The organism is Pseudomonas qingdaonensis, assembly GCF_018398475.1.
Lineage (GTDB): Bacteria > Pseudomonadota > Gammaproteobacteria > Pseudomonadales > Pseudomonadaceae > Aquipseudomonas > Aquipseudomonas palmensis.
Genome location: NZ_CP074676.1, coordinates 5,648,958 through 5,666,310 on the forward strand (window position 1 = coordinate 5,648,958; position 17,353 = coordinate 5,666,310).

The following is a 17,353-nucleotide window of genomic DNA, read 5'->3' on the forward strand; positions in this document are numbered from 1 at the left end:
CCTCAGTGACTCTGACCCGGGTGACGCGCCGAACGCCTTATCAAACCGATGACCGGCAGCAGCCCCACCAGCACCAGCGTCAACGCCGGCAGCGAGGCACGCGACCACTCGCCCTCGCTGGTCATCTCGAATACCCGCACCGCCAGGGTGTCCCAACCGAACGGGCGCATCAGCAGGGTGGCGGGCATCTCCTTGAGCACATCGACGAACACCAGCAGCGCCGCGCTCAGCGCACCCGGCACCAGCAGCGGGAGATACACCTTGAAAAACAATCGCGGGCCGCTGACCCCGAGGCTGCGCGAGGCCTCCGGCAGCGAGGGCCGGATGCGCCCCAGGCTGTTTTCCAAGGGGCCGTAGGCCACGGCGATGAAGCGCACCAGATAGGCCAGCAGTAGTGCCGCCAGGCTGCCCATCAGCAGCGGCCGGCCGGCACCGCCAAGCCAGCTCGAAAGCGGCACCACCAGCTGGTTGTCGAGGTAACTGAAGGCCAGCATGATCGACACCGCCAATACCGAGCCGGGCAAGGCGTAGCCCAGGTTGGCCAGGCTGACCCCGGCGCGCACCACACGGGTGGGGGCCTGACGTCGGGCAAACGCCAGCAGCAGTGCCACCGCCACGGTGATCAGCGCAGCCATGGCGCCCAGGTACAGGGTATGCAGGATGAGCGCGCCATAGCGCTCGTCGAGGTCGAAACGCCCGCGCTGCCAGAACCACACCAGCAACTGCAGCACCGGGATAACGAACGCGCAGGCGAACACCAGCAGGCACCAGCTGCTGGCAGCCAGCGCCTTGACCCCGTGCAGGTGGTACAGCGCCGCCACCCGGGGCCGCTCGTTGCTGCTGCGTACCGCACCGCGGGCCCGGCGCTCGCCGTACAGCACCAGCATGACGGCCAGCAGCAACAGGCTGGCGAGCTGGGCGGCGCTGGAGAGGCTGAAGAAGCCGTACCAGGTCTTGTAGATGGCGGTGGTGAAGGTGTCGAAGTTGAACACGGCCACCGCGCCGAAGTCGGCCAGGGTTTCCATCAGCGCCAGCGCCACGCCCGCGCCGATCGCCGGCCGCGCCATGGGCAGGGCCACGCGCCAGAAGGCTTGCAGCGGCGATTGCCCGAGCACCCGCGCCGCTTCCATCAGGCCCTTGCCCTGGGCCAGGAAGGCGGTACGTGCCAGCAGGTAGACATAGGGGTAGAACACCAGCACCAGCACGATGATCACCCCGCCGGTGGAGCGCACGCGCGGCAGGCGCATGGGGCCGAACCATTCGCGCAGCAGGGTTTGCACCGGGCCGGAGAAGTCCAGCAAACCGACGAAGACGAACGCCAGCACATAGGCGGGGATGGCGAAGGGCAGCATCAATGCCCAGTCGAGCCAGCGTCGGCCGGGGAATTCGCACAAGCTGGTGAGCCAGGCCAGGCTCACGCCCAGCACGGTGACGCCGACGCCCACGCCGAGGATCAAGGTCAGGGTGTTGCCCAACAGGCGGCTCATCTGGGTGTCGAGCAGGTGCGACCAGATCTGCAGGTCGATGCTCTGCCACGACAGCACCAGCACGCTCAGCGGCAGCAGCACCAGCGCGCAGACGGTGAAGACCAGGGGGTACCAGCGGCGTTGGGCGGGGTGTGACACGGGGGGAGATCTCTGGCGAAGGTGAGAGCGACCGCGTTGCGGTCTATCGCGGGTCAAGCCCGCTCCCACAAGGGCCACGGTGATCCCTGTAGGAGCGGGCTTGACCCGCGATGGGCCCCGACAGGGGCCCCGCAAGAATAAAGCCTTGCGCTCAGTTCCAGCCAGCCCGATCCATCAGGCGAATCGCTTCAGCCTGACGCTTGCCCGCCACTTCCACCGGCAGGCTGTCGGCCTTGAACTTGCCCCACGCCGCCACTTCTGCCGAAGGTTCCACCTTGGGGTTGGCCGGGAACTCCTGGTTCACATCGGCGAAGATCTTCTGCGCCTGCGGCCCGGTCATCCACTCCACCAGCTTGATCGCGGCCTCCTTGTGCGGCGCGTGCCGGGTCAAGCCGATGCCCGACAGGTTGACGTGCACGCCACGGTCGGCCTGGTTGGGCCAGAACAGCTTGATCGGCAGCTGCGGCTGCTCCTTGTGCAGGCGGCCATAGTAGTAGGTATTGACGATGCCCACGTCGCACTGCCCGGCCTCGATGGCCTTGAGCACTGCCACGTCATCCGAGAACACGTCGGTGGACAGGTTGTTCACCCAGCCCTTGAGGATCTCTTCGGTCTTCTCGGCGCCGTGGGTTTCGATCAGGGTCGCGGTCAGCGACTGGTTGTAGACCTTCTTGGCGGTACGCAGGCACAAGCGCCCTTCCCATTCCTTGCCGGCCAGCGCCTCGTAGGTGCTCAGCTCCTCGGGCTTGACCCGGTCGGTGGCGTAGGCAATGGTCCGCGCGCGCAGGCTCAGGCCGGTCCAGTCATGGGACGAAGCGCGATACTGCGGGGGAATGTTGGCGTCGATCACGGCCGACTTGATCGGCTGCAGGATACCCATCTGCTCGGCCTGCCAGAGGTTGCCGGCATCCACGGTCAGCAGCAGGTCGGCGGTGGCGTTGCTGCCCTCGGCCTTGATGCGCTGCATCAACGGCGCTTCCTTGTCGGTGATGAACTTGACCTTGACCCCGGTTTCCTTGGTGTAGGCATCGAATACCGGCTTGATCAGCTCGTCGATGCGCGAGGAATACACCACCACCTCGTCCGCCGCCTGTGCGGTACCGCCCAGCAGGGTGAGCGCCAGGGCGGCGAGTAGATGCTTGCGTGGCAACATGAAGGCGGTCCTCGGAATGCGGGAGAGGCGCAAATGGTAGTGAATGCCATTTGCCTTCTCAACCGAACTGCCAAGGGAGGAGTTACCAGATGTTGCGGTGCCGCCTCAGGCCCGTGCCAGCTCCGGCAGGTCGCCGCTCAGCCCCAGCGCCTGGCGCACGAACAGCGCCTTGGCCTCCGGCAGTTGCTCCACCCACTTCAGGCCACTGTTGCGCAGCCAGCGCAGCGGCAGCGGGTCGGCCTGGAACAGGCGCTCGAAGCCCTCCATTGCGGCCATCAAGGCCAGGTTGTGCGGCATGCGCCGTCGTTCGTAGCGGCTCAGCACGCGCACGTCGGCCAGGCGCTCGCCGCGCTCATGGGCATGCTGCAGCACTTCGGCCAGCACCGCCGCATCCAGAAAGCCAAGGTTCACGCCCTGCCCGGCCAGCGGGTGAATGGTGTGGGCCGCATCGCCGATCAACGCCAGGCCCTCGGCCACGTAGCGCTTGGCATGGCGCTGGCGCAGCGGTACGCACAGCCGTGGGTCGGCCGCCAGCACCGTGCCCAGGCGGCCCTCGAAGGCCCGCTCCAGCTCGGCGCAGAAGGCTTCGTCCGGCAGGGCCATGAGGCGCTCGGCCTGCGCAGGCGTGGTCGACCACACGATGGAGCACCAGTGCTGCTGGCCGTCGCGCAGCAGTGGCAGAAACGCCAGCGGGCCGTCATCGGTGAAGCGCTGCCAGGCCGTGGCCTGGTGCGGCTCGGCACAGCGTACGCTGGTCACGATGGCGTGGTGCAGGTAGTCCCACTCACGGGTTTGGCAGCCGGTCAGGCGGCGCACCGCCGAGTTGGCTCCGTCAGCCGCAATCACCAGCGGCGCGCGCAGGGTGCGGCCATCGGCCAGGGTCAGCAGCCAGTCGTCGCCACTGCGGCGCATCTGCTCCAGGCGGGCGTTGGCCAGCAGGCCGATCTCGCTGTCGTGCAGGCGCTGCAGCAGACCGTCCTGCACCACGCGGTTCTCGACGATGTGGCCGAGCACCTCGGCGTGCACGCTGGCGGCCGAAAAGTGGATCTGCCCGGTGCCGCTGCCGTCCCACACGTGCATGTCCGAATACGGGCTCAGGCGCCGCTCGCGTATGTGCTGCCAGGCGCCCACGCGCTCGAGGATGCGCTGGCTGGCCATCGACAGCGCGCTGACTCGCGGCTCGAAGGGCGCCTGTGCATCGAACGGCTTGACCGTCAGGGGGCTGCCGTCGAGCAGCAGGATGTCCAGGCCACTGTGCTGCAAGGCCAGGGCCAGGGCGCTACCGACCATTCCGGCACCGACAATCAACAGATCTGCGCGCATTTCCATGCTTTCAAGCCCGATAAAGAGAAGAAGGGGTCATTGGCCAGGCTGGTCCGGGCGTGTACCCAGGCCCATGGCCTGGCGGGCGAACCAGCGCTTGGCCGGGGGCAGCAGGTCCAGGCCCAGCAGGCCCAGGTTGCGCCCGGTGGCGAGCAACGGCTGGCCGCTGCCGAACAGCCGCGTGACCTTGTCGGAGAAGCCCACGGTCAGGTCCTGGTCCAGGCGCTGGCGCTCGCGGTAGGCCTGCAGGGTCGCCAGGTCGCCCGGTACTTCAGGCCCGGCCAGCAGACCGTCGGCCAGCGACTGCACGTCGCGCAGCGACAGGTTGAAACCCTGCCCGGCAATCGGGTGCAGGCTGTGCGCGGCGTTGCCCAGCACCACCAGGTGCGAGCGCACCTGCTCCTGGGCCTCGACCAGCGACAGCGGGTAGAGGTGACGCGCGCCCACCTGGCGCAAGGTGCCCAGACGGTAGCCGAACACGCCTTGCAGCTCGGCCAGGAAGGCTCGTTCGTCTATCTCGGCCAGCCGTCTGGCATCCATTCCGGCACGGGTCCAGACCAGCGCGCAGCGGTTTTCCGGCAGCGGCAGCAAGGCCATCGGGCCGTCATCGGTGAAGCGTTCGAACGCCTGCCCGCAATGGGCCTCGCTCGGGGTGATGTTGGCGATCAGCGCACTCTGGTTGTACGGGCGCTGGCTGACGTGGATGCCCAACTGCTCGCGCAGCCCGGAACGCCCGCCGTCGGCCAGTACCGCCAGGTCGCAGTCCACCGTGGTGTCGTCATCCAGTGTCAGGCGGTAGCCGTCGGCCAGCGGCTGCATCGCGCTGACCTGCGCCGGGCAGCGCCAAGTCACCACCTCGGCATCCAGCCCCTGCCACAGGCACTGGCCGAGCCAGGCGTTCTCGACCACGTAGCCGAGTGCCGGCACGCCTTCTTCCAGGGCGTCCAGGCGGGTGGCGCCAAAGCGGCCACGGTCGGACACCTGGATCTGGCGGATCGGTTCGGCGCGGCGGCTGATCGGCTGCCACAGGCCCAGACGCTCGTAGATCTGCCGGGTACCGTAGGAAAGCGCCGAGGAACGTGCGTCGTAACTGGGCTGGAAGCTGTCGCCGGGGGCGAACGGCTCGATCAGCAGGATCTTCCAGCCACGCGCCCTGGCCCCGGCCTGCAGGGCCAGCGCCAGGCTGGCACCGACCAGGCCGCCACCGATGATGGCAAGGTTGACCCGGCTCATGCGGCGTGGCTGCGTGCAGCCGCCATCAATGCTTCGATTTCGGCCACCGTGCGCGGTACGCCGGAGGTCAGGATTTCACAGCCCTGCTTGGTCACCACTACGTCGTCCTCGATTCGTACGCCGATACCGCGCCACTTCTTCGCGACGCTCTGGTTGTCGGCAGCAATGTAGATGCCCGGCTCCACCGTCAGGGCCATGCCCGGCTCCAGCACGCGCCACTGGTCGGCGACCTTGTACTCGCCGACGTCGTGCACATCCAGCCCCAGCCAGTGACCGGCGCGGTGCATGTAGAAGGCCCGATGGGCCTCGGCCTCGATCAGCGCCGGCACGTCGCCCTTGAGCAGCCCTAGCTCCACCAGCCCTTCGGTGATCACCTGCACGGTGGCCTCGTGGGCATGGTTCCAGTGCTTGCCCGGTGCAATCGCGGCAAAGGCTGCAGCCTGGGCCTTGAGCACCAGCTCGTAGATCGCTTTCTGCTCCGGCGAGAAGCGCCCGCTGACCGGGAAGGTGCGGGTGATGTCGCTGGCGTAGCAGTCGATCTCGCACCCAGCGTCGATCAGGACCAGGTCGCCGTCCTTGAGCAGCGCGTCGTTCTGCTGGTAATGCAGGATGCAGGCGTTGCGACCCGATGCCACGATCGAGCCGTAGGCCGGCATCTTCGCCCCGCCCTTGCGGAACTCGTAGTCCAGCTCGGCCTCCAGGCTGTATTCGTGCAACCCGGCGCGGCAGGCCTGCATGGCCCGCACATGGGCGCGTGCCGAAATCGCCGCGGCCTCGCGCATCACCTTCACTTCCGTGGCCGATTTATACAGGCGCATGTCGTGCAGCAGATGATCCAGCGCAACGAACTCGTTCGGTGGCTGGGCGCCGAGGTTGGCCTTGGAGCGGATCACGTTGATCCACTCCATCAGGTGGCGGTCGAATTCGGGGTGGCTGCCCATGGCCGAGTACACCCGGTCGCGGCCTTCGATCAGGCCCGGCAGGATGTCGTCGATGTCGGTGATGGGGAACGCATCGTCCGCGCCGTATTCGCGTATCGCGCCTTCCTGGCCGGCGCGCAGGCCGTCCCACAGCTCGCGCTCGGGGTTGCGCTCGCGGCAGAACAGCACGTACTCACCGTGCTCGCGGCCGGGGATCAGCGCAATCACCGCCTCGGGCTCCGGGAAGCCGCTGAGGTACTGGAAGTCGCTGTCCTGGCGGTACACATGCTCCACGTCGCGGTTGCGAATGGCCACCGCGGCCGCGGGCAGGATGGCGATGCTGTTGGGTTCCATCTGCGCCATCAGCGCCTTGCGACGACGGGCATACTCCGCTTTGGGGATATGGGCTATTGGCACGAGGAACCCCTGTTCGGCATTTAGTGCAAGGAAGGCTTGGGCGCAGGCGCCTGTGGCTTGGCCAGCTCGGAGAACAGCAGCATCGGTGCGACGCGCAGGTACTCCATCACTTCCATATAGTCGCTTTCGCCGTCTTCGGATTCTTCCAGTGCATCCTGGACCTGGGAAATGGCATCCAGGTCACCCAGCACTTCCTTGGCTTCGGCACTCAGGCTCAGGCCTGCCGAGTTGAGGCCGAAGCCGTACAGGAAGCCTTTGCACCACTCGCCCAGGGCGATGGCACGCTCGGTCAGCGGGGCATCGTCGGTGGGCAGCAACAGCACGACGGTGACTTCTTCACCGGTGAGTTCGCCCTTGACCATCTCCTGCAGGCCGATCAAAGCGTTACGAACATTGTCTACAGGATCGACTTCCAGCAGGTGGGCCGCATCGGCCAACCAGCCGTCGGCATCGAAGCCGGCGCCGGCGCAGCTGCGCCCGAGCAACAAGCCGTGAAGCTCGGCAGGCGAAACAGGGTGACCGTTGCTGGTGAGCAAGGTGGCAAAAGCGGTGTATGGCGAATTCGTAATGGGCATGGGCAGCTAGGCGCCAGACGGCGCAATGACTAGAATGAAGGCCTTGTATCCTAGCACCGGCAGGCGCGCCAAGACCATCGACGCCGCCAATTCGGGGCATGCCGGAACTTAATGAGCGGGTAAGACCCGTCTGACAAAAGCGAGTGGCACGTCATGCCAGAGAACGACCTGCAAGCGCTGATGGGCCGATTCGAGCTGTTGATCGAACGTGTCGAGCAACTAAAGCGGCAAAATGCACTCCTATTAGCTCAGGAAAAATCCTGGCGCGAGGAGCGCGCCCACCTCATCGAAAAAAACGAGATCGCCCGGCGTAAGGTCGAATCGATGATTTCGCGGCTCAAGGCCCTGGAGCAAGACTCATGAGTTCAAGCAATAGCGTCACCGTTCAGATCCTCGACAAGGAGTATTCGATCATCTGCCCGCCGGAAGAGCGCAGCAACCTGGTCAGCGCAGCGCGCTACCTGGACAGCAAGATGCGCGAGATCCGCAGCAGCGGCAAGGTGATCGGCGCCGACCGTATCGCGGTGATGGCGGCGCTGAACATCACCCACGACCTGCTGCACAATCAGGAGCGCCCGCAGGCGCCCACCGGCGGTGCCACCCGTGAACAGGTGCGCGACCTGCTCGAACGTGTCGATCAGGCATTGGCCGACGACGCGGGTTCAAAACCGGCCTGAGTTTCGGGTATACTCCGACCACTCCCTGGAGTGCTTGCCAGTCGGTCATGTCCCTGAGCCGATACGCACAACCACGGGGGTTGCACGTGGGGCCGGTGTGCATGTCCGCTTGACGGAAAGCCTTAACGCCTCCTGTAATCTCCACCTTGAACTTTCGGGTTCAAGGGCTACACCGACAGCGGTTCGTCGGGGAGCCTGAATTCTCCAGCCTGCGCCCGCCCAGCGGCGCACGCACATGCACTGCCACCCCTGCGTGGCAGTCGCCCCAGGGACCGCCCGTGCCATGACCGACACCGCGCCGCTTACCCGCCCCCAACTTCGTCGTCTGCTCCGTGATGCCCGCCGTGCCCTCAGCCCGGCCGAACAGCGCCGTGCCGCGCGCGGCCTGTACCGGCAACTGGCGCAGCACCCGCTGTTTCGTCGTGCCCGGCACATTGCCCTGTACCTGCCCAACGACAGCGAGATCGACCCGCGCCTGCTGCTGCGCGAAGCTCAACGTCGAGGCAAGCATACCTACCTGCCGGTGCTGCACGCCTGGCCCAGAACCCGCATGGCCTTCCAGCGCTTCGAGCACGGTGAAAAACTGCGCCCCAACCGCTTCCGCATCCCCGAACCACGCATCAATCTCACACGCCAGCGACCCACCTGGGCACTGGACCTGATCCTGCTGCCGCTGGTGGGTTTCGACGAGACGGGTGGGCGACTGGGCATGGGCGGCGGGTTCTATGACCGCAGCCTGGCGTATCAGGGGCGGCGCAAGGCCTGGAAGAAACCCCTGCTGCTGGGGCTGGCGCACGAATGCCAGAAAGTGCAACGACTGGCCCAGGCCAGTTGGGACGTGCCGCTGCAGGGCACGGTATCGGACAGGGGGTGGTACCTGGCACCCTGAACGGGCGCCGCAAGGCTCAACGCTTGACGGGGGTCGGGGCGGCCGGCATCTCGTAGGCGGCTGTTTCGAGTTTCTGTTCCCACAGGCTTTGTGCATAGCCGGTGGTGACCACACCCAGGCCAAACAGAAAAACGAGCACCCAGAGCAAATCCGGTTTGCGATTCATCGATTGCCCCCCTCAGGCAAACTCATCACGATGACAGCAACGGTTTTTATTATGCCGTGCAGCAGCGTCAAGCTTAAAATGCGCGCATTCTCCGACAACCTGGTGCCACACGCAAACGTTGACGCCAACCGGCTGTCGGTTTCATGCAACAGGTTATTTCAAACTTTGTCTGGAGCGTCAACGATGGCCTACTGGCTGATGAAATCCGAGCCCGACGAGCTCTCGATCGAAGACCTCGCCCGCCTCGGCCAGGCGCGCTGGGACGGGGTGCGCAACTACCAGGCGCGCAACTTCATGCGCGCCATGGCGGTGGGCGACCTGTTCTTCTTCTACCACTCCAGCTGCCCCGAGCCCGGCATCGCCGGTATTGCCCGCATCACCACCGCCGCCTACCCCGACCCCACCGCACTGGACCCCGAGAGCCACTACTTCGACGCCAAGGCCAACGCCGAGAAGAACCCGTGGAGCGCAGTGGACGTGGAGCATGTGGAAACCTTGCGCAAGGTGCTGGGCCTTGGCTACCTCAAGCAACAGGCGGCACTGGCCGAACTGCCACTGGTACAGAAGGGCAGCCGCCTGTCGGTGATGCCGGTGACGGACGAACAATGGGCCGCGGTGCTCGCACTACGTTAATTTCGCGTAAGATGCCCACTCGTTTGATACGTATCAACCCGCCACGGTAGGCAAAACGTCAGACTCTGACGTCAAACGCAGCAGGATGCAGGTGCATGTCGATGAGCCAACACACCCCCAAACTCTTTGCCGGCGCGCTGATTGCGCTGCTGGTGGCAGCCGGCGGCCTGGGCTACTGGAAGTCCATGCACGACCGTCTGCCCGAAGGCCTGAGCATGGGCAACGGTCGCCTTGAGGCCACCGAGGTGCAGATCGCCACCAAAGTGCCGGGGCGCCTGGCCGAAGTGCTGGCCGACGAGGGCGACGTAGTGCACAAGGGCCAACTGCTGGCGCGCATCGACACCCGCACCATGGAGGCCCAGCGCAACCAGGCCGAAGCCGAAGTGCTGCGTGCCCGCGAGAACTACGCGGCCGCCCAGGCCACCGTGCAGCTGCGCCAGAGCGAACAGCTGCTGGCCAGCCAGGAACTCAAGCGCGTGCGCGAACTGTTCCAGCGCAAGTACTCCAGCCAGCAATTGCTCGACCAGCAGCAGGCCCGCTACGACACCAGCAATTCAGCCGTGGTGGCAGCGCGAGCGCAACTCGCGGCAATCAAGGCCGCCATCGGTGCCGCCGAGGCCCAGGTGGCCCAGCTCACCAGCGAAATCGACGACAGCAGCCTGCGCGCGCCCATCGATGGCGTGATCCAGCTGCGCCTGGCCGAACCGGGCGAAGTGCTCGGGGCCGGCGGGCGCGTACTGCTGCTGATCGACCCCAGCGACCAGTACATGAACCTCTATCTGCCCGCCTCCACCACCGGCAAGCTGACCGTGGGCGACCAGGCGCGCATCGTGCTCGATGCCCTGCCCGACCGCGCGCTGCCGGCCAAGATCAGCTTCGTGGCAGCCAAGGCGCAGTTCACCCCCAAGCAGGTGGAAACCCGTGACGAGCGCCAGAAGCTGGTGTTTCGCGTCAAGCTGCGCCTGACCGAGCCCAGCGCGGTGCCCCAGGCCAAGCCCGGCATGCCCGGCGCCGGCTATGTGCGTAGCGCCCCCGTGGACTGGCCGGCCAACCTGCAATGACGGCCCTGGCGCTGCAGGCGCGTGGCATCAGCCACCGCTACGGCTCCCTCGAGGCCCTGCAGGACATCTGCTTTGAACTGCCGGCAGGCACCCGCTGCGGCCTGATCGGCCCGGACGGTGCGGGCAAGTCGAGCCTGCTGGGGCTGATTGCCGGGGTCAAGAAGCTGCAACAGGGCGAGTTGCAGGTGCTGGACGGCTCGATCCGCCAGCGCCGCCATCGCAACAGCCTGTACCCGCGCATCGCCTTCATGCCCCAGGGCCTGGGCGGCAACCTGTACCCTGAGCTGTCGATCAGCGAGAACATCCGCTTCTTCGCCACGCTGTTCGGCCTGAGCCGTTCCGAGTGCGACACGCGCATGCACGCGCTGCTGCTGGCCACCGACCTGGAACGCTTTGCCGAGCGCCCGGCAGGCAAGCTCTCCGGGGGCATGAAGCAGAAACTCGGGCTGTGCTGCGCACTGATCCACGAGCCCGACCTGCTGATTCTCGACGAGCCCACCACGGGCGTCGACCCGCTGTCGCGCCGGCGCTTCTGGGAGCTGGTGGAGCAGGTGCGCAGCGAGCGTCCGCAACTGACCCTGCTGGTGGCCACCGCCTACATGGAAGAGGCCGAACAGTTCGAGCACTGCCTGATGCTCGACCGTGGTCGCCTGATCGCACAGGGGCTGAGCCGCGAGCTGGCCGGCGCCACCGCCAGCGGCAAGCTGGACGACGCCTTCACCTGCTACCAGAGCCAGCAGCAGGATGACCGCAGCCGCACCCAGGCGCCGCTGGTGATCCCGCCACGCCCGGCCGACGACGGCGACATCGCCATCGAGGCCCATGAACTGACCCTGCGCTTCGGCGACTTCACCGCAGTGAACAAGGTCAGCTTCGCCATCGGCCGTGGCGAGATCTTCGGTTTCCTGGGCTCCAACGGCTGCGGCAAGACCACCACCATGAAGGTGCTCACCGGCCTGATGCCGGCCAGCGAAGGCAGCGCCACCCTGCTCGGCCGCCCGGTCGACGCCAAGGACCTGGCCACGCGCAAGCGCGTCGGCTTCATGTCCCAGAGCTTTTCGCTGTATGGCGAACTGAGCGTGCGTCAGAACCTCGAGCTGCACGCACGCCTGTTCGACCTGAACAAGGCCGACAGCACCCCGCGCATCGCCGAACTGATCGAGCGCTTCGACCTGGGCGACATTGCCGCCCAGCAGTCCGGCGCCCTGCCGCTGGGCCTGCGCCAGCGCCTGTCGCTGGCCGTGGCGGTGCTGCACCGGCCTGAAGTGCTGATCCTCGACGAACCCACCTCCGGCGTCGACCCGGCCGCACGCGACGACTTCTGGCGCCTGCTGATCGAGCTGTCCCGCGAGCAGGGCGTGACCATCTTCCTGTCCACCCACTTCATGAACGAGGCGCTGCGCTGCGATCGCATCTCGCTGATGCACGCCGGCCGTGTACTGGCCTGCGATACCCCGGCCGCGCTGCAACAGCAGTTCGGCGGCCAGACCCTGGAAGACGCCTTCGTCACCTGCCTGGAACAGGCGCAGAACAGCAGCCCGGCGCCGACCGAGGCCCAACCGGTGAGCACCACCGCCGAGACCGCCAGCCCGCCACCCCGCAGCGGCTTCAGCTTCGTGCGGCTGTTCGCGGTAGCCACCCGCGAAGGCAAAGAGCTGCTGCGCGACAAGGTGCGCCTGGCCTTCGCCCTGCTCGGTGCGCTGTTCATGATGGTGATCTTCGGCTATGGCATTTCGCTGGACGTGGAGAACCTGGCATTCGCGGTCTACGACCAGGACCAGAGCCCGCAAAGCCGTCTGTACCTGGAAGCGTTTCGCGGCTCGCGCTACTTCGCCGAACAGGCGCCGATCCGCGACGCCGCGCAACTGCACAAGCGCCTGCAACGCTCGGAAATCAAGCTGGCGCTGGAGATTCCCCCCGGCTTTGGCCGCGACCTGAATGCCGGGCGCCAGCCGGTGGTGGCGGCCTGGCTCGATGGCGGCATGCCGTTTCGCGCCGAAACCAGCCGCAACTATGTGGAGGCCGTGCATCAGGCCAACCTCGAACAGCTCGCCGCGCTGAGCAGCCGCGCACAACCAGGCCAGGCAGCGGTGAAACTTGAAACCCGCTTTCGCTACAACCAGGACGTGATCAGCGTGAACGCCATCGGCCCCGGGGTGATGGCGCTGATCCTGGCATTCATTCCCGCGATGCTCACGGCACTGGGCATCGTGCGTGAAAAAGAGCTGGGCTCGATCACCAACTTCTACGCCACGCCGCTCACGCGCCTGGAGTTCCTGCTCGGCAAGCAGGCCCCGTACCTGCTGGTGAGCCTGGTCAACCTGGCGTTGCTGGTGGCGATGAACCGCTGGCTGTTCGGCGTGCCCTTCAAGGGCAGCGCGCTGGCCCTGGCCTGCGGCGGGGTGCTGTACCTGCTGGCCACCACCAGCCTGGGGCTGCTGATCTCGGCATTCACCCGCACCCAGATCGCGGCGATCCTGGGCACCATGATCATCACCAGCCTGCCGACCATCCAGTTCTCCGGGCTGATCGTGCCGCGCTCTTCTCTCGATGGCGCGGCAGCACTGATGGGTCAGCTGTTCCCGGCCGGCTACTTCCTCGACATTGCCGTCGGCACCTTCACCAAGGCCCTGGACCTACGCGAACTATGGCCGCAGTGCCTGGCCCTGTTCGGGTTCTTCGCCGGCTTCACCGGGCTGAGCCTGATCATGCTGAAAAAGCAGGAGGTCTGATGCAGCGCCTGGCCCATATCTACCGCCTCGGTCTCAAGGAGCTGACCAGCCTACGCCACGACAGCGTGCTGCTGCTGTTTCTGCTGTATGCCTTCAGCGTGGCCATCTACATGCCCGCCGCCGGCTCTGTGATCGGCGTGCACAACGCCAGCGTGGCCATCGTCGACGAAGACCACAGCCTGGTCTCGCGCAAGCTGGGCGAGGCGCTGCAACCGCCGGAGTTCCAGCCGGCGGTGACGCTGCCCTACGACCAGCTCGACCAGGCCATGAACAGCGGCCAGTACACCTTCGTGATCAATATCCCGGTGAACTTCCAGAGCGACCTGCTGGCCGGGCGCACCCCGGAACTGCAGGTGAACGTCGACGCCACCGCCATGAGCCAGGCGTTCATGGGCGCCGGCTACATCGGGCGGATCTTCGAACGCGAGCTGCTCGACTACGCCAAGCAGGCCGTGCAGAGCCCGGCGCTGCTGAGCCCACGGGCGCTGTTCAACCCCAACCTGGAGGGCGGCTGGTTTCTGGCGGTGATCCAGATCGTCAACAACATCACCATCCTGGCCATCGTGCTGACCGGCACTGCGCTGCTGCGCGAACGCGAGCATGGCACCCTCGACCACTTGCTGGTACTGCCACTGACGGCACTGGAAATCATGCTGGCCAAGATCGGCAGCAACGCGCTGGTGGTGGTGCTGTGCACCTGGGTGTCGCTGGAGGTGGTGGTCAAGGGGGCATTGGGAGTGCCGCTGGCCGGCTCCATGGGGTTGTTCCTGGGCGTGACCGCGCTGTACCTGTTCGCCAGCACCGCGCTGGGGATCTTCCTCGCCACACTGGCGCGCTCGACCCCGCAGTTCGGCTTGCTGGCGATCCCGGTGATCATCCCGATGCTGTTGCTGTCGGGCGGCAGCACGCCGCTGGACAGCATGCCGCAATGGCTGCAGTGGGTGATGCAACTGTCACCCTCCACCCACTTCGTCAGCCTGGGTGCCGCGATCCTGTTCCGCGACGCCAACGCATCGGTGGTGTGGCCGGACCTGCTGGCGCTGGCGGCGATCGGCCTGGCGTTCTTTGCGATCGCCCTGGCACGCTTTCGCCGCAGCCTGGCCTCGTGACTACTGCACGATCAGGTTGTTGAACAGCAGGTCGGCCACAACCGGCCGGCCTTCTTCGCCGTTGAGCACCTGCTGCACCTGCTTGAGGGCTTCCTGGCGAAGGTGTTCCTTGGCCTCGACGTTGCTCATGCCGTCCAGGCTCTGCTGGGTGAACAGGGCCACCAGCTGGTTGCGGATCAGCGGTTCGTGGTGCTTGACCGCGGCCGCATCCACATCGTTGTCCACGCGCAACGCCACATCGGCCTTGTACACGCGCAGCTTGGGGCCGCCATCAAGGGCATAGTTGCCCACCAGTGGCGGGGTCAGGGAGATGTACGACACCTTCGGCGCGCCCTCTCCGTCCTTGGCTTCTTCGGCCATGGCCGCCGCTGGCAGCATCAGGGCCAGTACCATCAAGATCCACGCTTTCACCAATTCGCTCCTCAAACAGTTGGCGCCAGCATACCCAGCGCCTTCGCCAAACCCAAGCCCGGGCTTATGCCGGCTTATCAGGCCGGGGCATGCTCGTTGACCCGACACCCTGCCCACCTACACTTATCGGCCACCACCCGCAAAGGAATAGCCCTGATGAAAGCCGTGTTGTGCAAAGCCCATGGTCCGGCCAGCGACCTGGTCCTCGAAGAGGTCGCCAGCCCCGTGCCCAAACGCAATGAAGTGCTGGTGCAGGTGCATGCGGCGGGGGTCAACTTCCCCGACACCCTGATCATCCAGGGCAAGTACCAGTTCCAGCCGCCACTGCCGTTCTCGCCGGGTGGCGAAGCAGCAGGGGTAGTGCTGGAGGTGGGCGAAAAGGCCGGGCCGTTGCAGGTGGGCGACCGGGTGATGGCGCTGACCGGCTGGGGCAGCTTTGCCGAGCAGATCGCGGTGCCGGGCTACAACGTGATGCCGATCCCGGCGCACATGGACTTCGCCACGGCTGCCGCATTCGGCATGACCTACGGCACCTCGATGTACGCGCTCACCCAGCGCGGGCATCTGCAAGCCGGGGAAACCCTGCTGGTGCTGGGCGCGTCGGGCGGTGTCGGGCTGGCGGCGGTGGAGATCGGCAAGGCCCTGGGCGCGCGGGTGATCGCAGCGGCCAGCAGCGCCGACAAGCTGGCCGTGGCCAAGGCTGCCGGTGCCGACGAGCTGATCAACTACAGCGAAAGCGGCCTCAAGGACGAGATCAAGCGCCTGACCGGTGGCCAGGGCGTGGACGTGGTTTTCGACCCGGTGGGCGGCGAGCTGTTCGAGCAGGCGGTGCGCGGGCTGGCGTGGAACGGACGGATGCTGGTGGTGGGGTTCGCCAGCGGGCAGATCCCGCAGTTGGCGGTGAACCTGACGCTGCTCAAGGGCGCGGCGGTGCTGGGGGTGTTCTGGGGTGCGTTCGCGCAGCGCCAGCCGGCGGATAACGCCGCGAACTTCAAGCAGCTGTTTGCGTGGCATGCCGAGGGCAAGCTGAAACCACTGGTGTCGCAGACCTACCCACTGGCCGATGCCGGGGCTGCAATCGAGCAGTTGGCGGGGCGCAAGGCGGTGGGCAAGCTGGTGGTGTCTGTGCGATAGCCAAGCCCGCTCCCGCGCTGCCCTGTGGGAGCGGATTTGACCCGCGATAGAGGCGTGAACGTCAGCTCATGTCCCAGGCCAGCAGCACCTGCTTGCACCCACGGCACACGAACTTGTAGAACCCGGTATCCCCGCCCGGCGCATACCCCACCGCGGCCCACGACCAGTCCTCCACGGTCATGCCGTTGTACTCGGCCCAGTGCTCCCGGGTCGCCGGCGTGGCCTCACTGATGTCCTCGGCGCTGGCGTCCCCGTGGAACTCGCAGGCGTCACCGCAATGGTGCATCCACTGGCTGTCCTGCCATGTGGGATAGCCCGGCGTGCGATAGGCGATCTCGTCGAGCACCTCAGGCTTTATGCCCGCCTCCCCCATCGCATACACATCATGGAAACTGCCGTCGTAGCGCCTGGCCGCCGAACCATCGGCGATGCACCACGGGCAGATATCGCCCTCGAGTGTCTGCGCGGTGTACAGCGTGCCGTCATACAGGTAACCACGCGCCTGCCCGCAGCACACGCAAGCCTCGCTGCTGGCCACGATGTAATGAACCTTGCCGGGGTAATAGGTAAAGACCGGAAGTGGTGTTGTCATGGCACTCCTTCTCACAGCTGCTTGAGCGCAAGGTCACGCAGTTGCTGCGGCCAGGCGTCGATGAACATCAGGTCGGGCTGCCCGGCGCAGCGCCGCTCGATAGACGGCAGCGCTGCCTCGAACGCCTGCTGCGCCTGCTTGAACTGCAGCAGGGTGGGCGATGCGGGTGACGTCCTGGCCAGCAAGCCGATGGACGTGGCCACGCTGTCCATCTGCCACAGCGGCTGATGCGAGCGGATCTGACGGTAGGTGGCCAGGTAGTAACTGAACAGCTTGCACTGCAGCTGCGGCAACGCGGCCTGGGCATCCAGGGTCATCGCCATGGACTGCTCATCCATGCGAAAGAGCAGGCTCTGCACCACATCGGTTTTCAGCGGCTCGCCCGCGGCCACCGTCCAGGGTTCGAACCGCACCTTTGCGATGGCCGCTTCTGCAGACGCACTGAACAACGCATGATCACTGTGCTTGACGGTTACATGGCTGACCGAGCCATCGCGCGAATCGACCTGGTAGCCGATGCGCACAGCGCCCTCCAGGCCCACCAGCCTCATGGCCCTCGGGTACACCGGGGCCGGGGGCTGCGCGAACGTGGGCACATGCTCGGCCTGCACGGCGCAGCACCAGCACAATAGTATTCCAAACCAGCGTTTCATCCCTGATTCCCAACACGTCCATTGATAAGGGGCGCGATGGTACCGCAGGC

General features: G+C 66.2%; 18 protein-coding genes and 1 other RNA gene. 9 read left to right on the top strand and 10 right to left on the bottom strand.

Features of this window, described 5'->3' with window-relative positions; all coding sequences use genetic code 11:
- Positions 1-2 precede the first annotated feature (2 nt).
- From KH389_RS25855 to KH389_RS25880, 6 genes are all read right to left on the bottom strand, one after another.
- Positions 3-1,625, bottom strand: a complete 1,623-nt coding sequence (locus KH389_RS25855; protein WP_196932021.1) for an ABC transporter permease — start codon at positions 1,623-1,625, stop codon at positions 3-5.
- Positions 1,626-1,776: 151 nt separating this feature from the next.
- Positions 1,777-2,778, bottom strand: coding sequence for an extracellular solute-binding protein (locus KH389_RS25860; protein ID WP_043863409.1), 1,002 nt, complete (start codon positions 2,776-2,778; stop codon positions 1,777-1,779).
- Positions 2,779-2,883: 105 nt separating this feature from the next.
- Entirely contained in the window at positions 2,884-4,101 is a 1,218-nt protein-coding gene (locus tag KH389_RS25865) for a 2-octaprenyl-3-methyl-6-methoxy-1,4-benzoquinol hydroxylase (protein WP_167400227.1), read from the bottom strand.
- Positions 4,102-4,137: 36 nt separating this feature from the next.
- Complete coding sequence (gene ubiH, locus KH389_RS25870; protein ID WP_116052403.1) at positions 4,138-5,334, bottom strand: 2-octaprenyl-6-methoxyphenyl hydroxylase; 1,197 nt, start codon at positions 5,332-5,334, stop codon at positions 4,138-4,140.
- Complete coding sequence (gene pepP, locus KH389_RS25875) at positions 5,331-6,665, bottom strand: Xaa-Pro aminopeptidase (RefSeq protein ID WP_043863469.1); 1,335 nt, start codon at positions 6,663-6,665, stop codon at positions 5,331-5,333. The genes ubiH and pepP overlap by 4 nt, the downstream gene beginning before the upstream one ends.
- A 26-nt stretch (positions 6,666-6,691) precedes the next feature.
- Positions 6,692-7,246 carry a YecA/YgfB family protein gene (locus tag KH389_RS25880; protein WP_043863406.1) on the bottom strand — a complete coding sequence of 185 codons (555 nt, stop codon included), beginning with the start codon at positions 7,244-7,246 and terminating at the stop codon, positions 6,692-6,694.
- Between the two features lie 153 nt (positions 7,247-7,399).
- Between KH389_RS25880 and KH389_RS25885 the strand changes: the two genes are divergently transcribed.
- The 4 genes from KH389_RS25885 to KH389_RS25900 all read left to right on the top strand — a co-directional run bounded on the left by KH389_RS25885 (position 7,400) and on the right by KH389_RS25900 (position 8,812).
- Positions 7,400-7,609 carry a TIGR02449 family protein gene (locus KH389_RS25885; RefSeq protein WP_043863405.1) on the top strand — a complete coding sequence of 70 codons (210 nt, stop codon included), beginning with the start codon at positions 7,400-7,402 and terminating at the stop codon, positions 7,607-7,609.
- On the top strand, positions 7,606-7,923 hold the full coding sequence (locus KH389_RS25890) for a cell division protein ZapA (protein WP_043863404.1): 318 nt from the start codon (positions 7,606-7,608) through the stop codon (positions 7,921-7,923). The genes KH389_RS25885 and KH389_RS25890 overlap by 4 nt, the downstream gene beginning before the upstream one ends.
- A gap of 19 nt (positions 7,924-7,942) precedes the next feature.
- Positions 7,943-8,120: non-coding RNA, 6S RNA (gene ssrS, locus KH389_RS25895), on the top strand.
- An 86-nt stretch (positions 8,121-8,206) separates the two neighbouring features.
- Positions 8,207-8,812, top strand: a complete 606-nt coding sequence (locus KH389_RS25900; RefSeq protein ID WP_043863403.1) for a 5-formyltetrahydrofolate cyclo-ligase — start codon at positions 8,207-8,209, stop codon at positions 8,810-8,812.
- Positions 8,813-8,828: 16 nt separating this feature from the next.
- Here KH389_RS25900 and KH389_RS25905 read toward each other — a convergent pair whose 3' ends face one another.
- Positions 8,829-8,978, bottom strand: a complete 150-nt coding sequence (locus KH389_RS25905; RefSeq protein ID WP_167400226.1) for a hypothetical protein — start codon at positions 8,976-8,978, stop codon at positions 8,829-8,831.
- 183 nt (positions 8,979-9,161) lie between these two features.
- On the opposite strand from KH389_RS25905, the gene KH389_RS25910 reads away from it, so the two are divergent.
- The 4 genes from KH389_RS25910 to KH389_RS25925 all read left to right on the top strand — a co-directional run bounded on the left by KH389_RS25910 (position 9,162) and on the right by KH389_RS25925 (position 14,513).
- Positions 9,162-9,611 (top strand): EVE domain-containing protein, encoded by a 450-nt coding sequence (locus KH389_RS25910; protein WP_078480689.1) that lies wholly within the window; start codon positions 9,162-9,164, stop codon positions 9,609-9,611.
- Between the two features lie 95 nt (positions 9,612-9,706).
- Complete coding sequence (locus tag KH389_RS25915; RefSeq protein ID WP_043863401.1) at positions 9,707-10,672, top strand: HlyD family secretion protein; 966 nt, start codon at positions 9,707-9,709, stop codon at positions 10,670-10,672.
- Positions 10,669-13,404, top strand: a complete 2,736-nt coding sequence (gene rbbA / locus KH389_RS25920) for a ribosome-associated ATPase/putative transporter RbbA (protein ID WP_213606509.1) — start codon at positions 10,669-10,671, stop codon at positions 13,402-13,404. The genes KH389_RS25915 and rbbA overlap by 4 nt, the downstream gene beginning before the upstream one ends.
- Complete coding sequence (locus KH389_RS25925) at positions 13,404-14,513, top strand: ABC transporter permease (protein ID WP_213606511.1); 1,110 nt, start codon at positions 13,404-13,406, stop codon at positions 14,511-14,513. Before rbbA ends, KH389_RS25925 begins: the two co-directional genes overlap by 1 nt.
- Here the strand turns inward: KH389_RS25925 and KH389_RS25930 are convergent, their stop codons facing one another.
- Positions 14,514-14,924: a flagellar basal body-associated protein FliL gene (locus KH389_RS25930; protein ID WP_054915500.1), complete on the bottom strand. Its 411-nt coding sequence runs from the start codon at positions 14,922-14,924 to the stop codon at positions 14,514-14,516.
- A gap of 156 nt (positions 14,925-15,080) precedes the next feature.
- Here KH389_RS25930 and KH389_RS25935 point away from each other — a divergent pair, with 156 nt between their 5' ends.
- Positions 15,081-16,058 carry an NADPH:quinone oxidoreductase family protein gene (locus KH389_RS25935; protein WP_043863397.1) on the top strand — a complete coding sequence of 326 codons (978 nt, stop codon included), beginning with the start codon at positions 15,081-15,083 and terminating at the stop codon, positions 16,056-16,058.
- Positions 16,059-16,119: 61 nt separating this feature from the next.
- Here the strand turns inward: KH389_RS25935 and KH389_RS25940 are convergent, their stop codons facing one another.
- Positions 16,120-16,650, bottom strand: coding sequence for a CbrC family protein (locus KH389_RS25940; RefSeq protein WP_054915498.1), 531 nt, complete (start codon positions 16,648-16,650; stop codon positions 16,120-16,122).
- Between the two features lie 11 nt (positions 16,651-16,661).
- Entirely contained in the window at positions 16,662-17,303 is a 642-nt protein-coding gene (locus KH389_RS25945; RefSeq protein ID WP_213606514.1) for an energy transducer TonB, read from the bottom strand.
- Between the last annotated feature and the right edge of the window lie 50 nt (positions 17,304-17,353).

Excerpts from the sequence above, each read along its gene's own strand:
- KH389_RS25935 (WP_043863397.1), top strand. The coding sequence starts at position 15,081 with ATGAAAGCCGTGTTGTGCAAAGCCCATGGTCCGGCCAGCGACCTGGTC.
- KH389_RS25890 (WP_043863404.1), top strand. The coding sequence starts at position 7,606 with ATGAGTTCAAGCAATAGCGTCACCGTTCAGATCCTCGACAAGGAGTAT.
- KH389_RS25915 (WP_043863401.1), top strand. The coding sequence starts at position 9,707 with ATGTCGATGAGCCAACACACCCCCAAACTCTTTGCCGGCGCGCTGATT.
- KH389_RS25885 (WP_043863405.1), top strand. The coding sequence starts at position 7,400 with ATGCCAGAGAACGACCTGCAAGCGCTGATGGGCCGATTCGAGCTGTTG.
- rbbA (WP_213606509.1), top strand. The coding sequence starts at position 10,669 with ATGACGGCCCTGGCGCTGCAGGCGCGTGGCATCAGCCACCGCTACGGC.
- KH389_RS25905 (WP_167400226.1), bottom strand. The coding sequence starts at position 8,978 with ATGAATCGCAAACCGGATTTGCTCTGGGTGCTCGTTTTTCTGTTTGGC.
- ubiH (WP_116052403.1), bottom strand. The coding sequence starts at position 5,334 with ATGAGCCGGGTCAACCTTGCCATCATCGGTGGCGGCCTGGTCGGTGCC.
- KH389_RS25860 (WP_043863409.1), bottom strand. The coding sequence starts at position 2,778 with ATGTTGCCACGCAAGCATCTACTCGCCGCCCTGGCGCTCACCCTGCTG.
- KH389_RS25880 (WP_043863406.1), bottom strand. The coding sequence starts at position 7,246 with ATGCCCATTACGAATTCGCCATACACCGCTTTTGCCACCTTGCTCACC.
- KH389_RS25925 (WP_213606511.1), top strand. The coding sequence starts at position 13,404 with ATGCAGCGCCTGGCCCATATCTACCGCCTCGGTCTCAAGGAGCTGACC.
- KH389_RS25940 (WP_054915498.1), bottom strand. The coding sequence starts at position 16,650 with ATGACAACACCACTTCCGGTCTTTACCTATTACCCCGGCAAGGTTCAT.
- KH389_RS25910 (WP_078480689.1), top strand. The coding sequence starts at position 9,162 with ATGGCCTACTGGCTGATGAAATCCGAGCCCGACGAGCTCTCGATCGAA.
- KH389_RS25900 (WP_043863403.1), top strand. The coding sequence starts at position 8,207 with ATGACCGACACCGCGCCGCTTACCCGCCCCCAACTTCGTCGTCTGCTC.
- KH389_RS25865 (WP_167400227.1), bottom strand. The coding sequence starts at position 4,101 with ATGCGCGCAGATCTGTTGATTGTCGGTGCCGGAATGGTCGGTAGCGCC.
- KH389_RS25945 (WP_213606514.1), bottom strand. The coding sequence starts at position 17,303 with ATGAAACGCTGGTTTGGAATACTATTGTGCTGGTGCTGCGCCGTGCAG.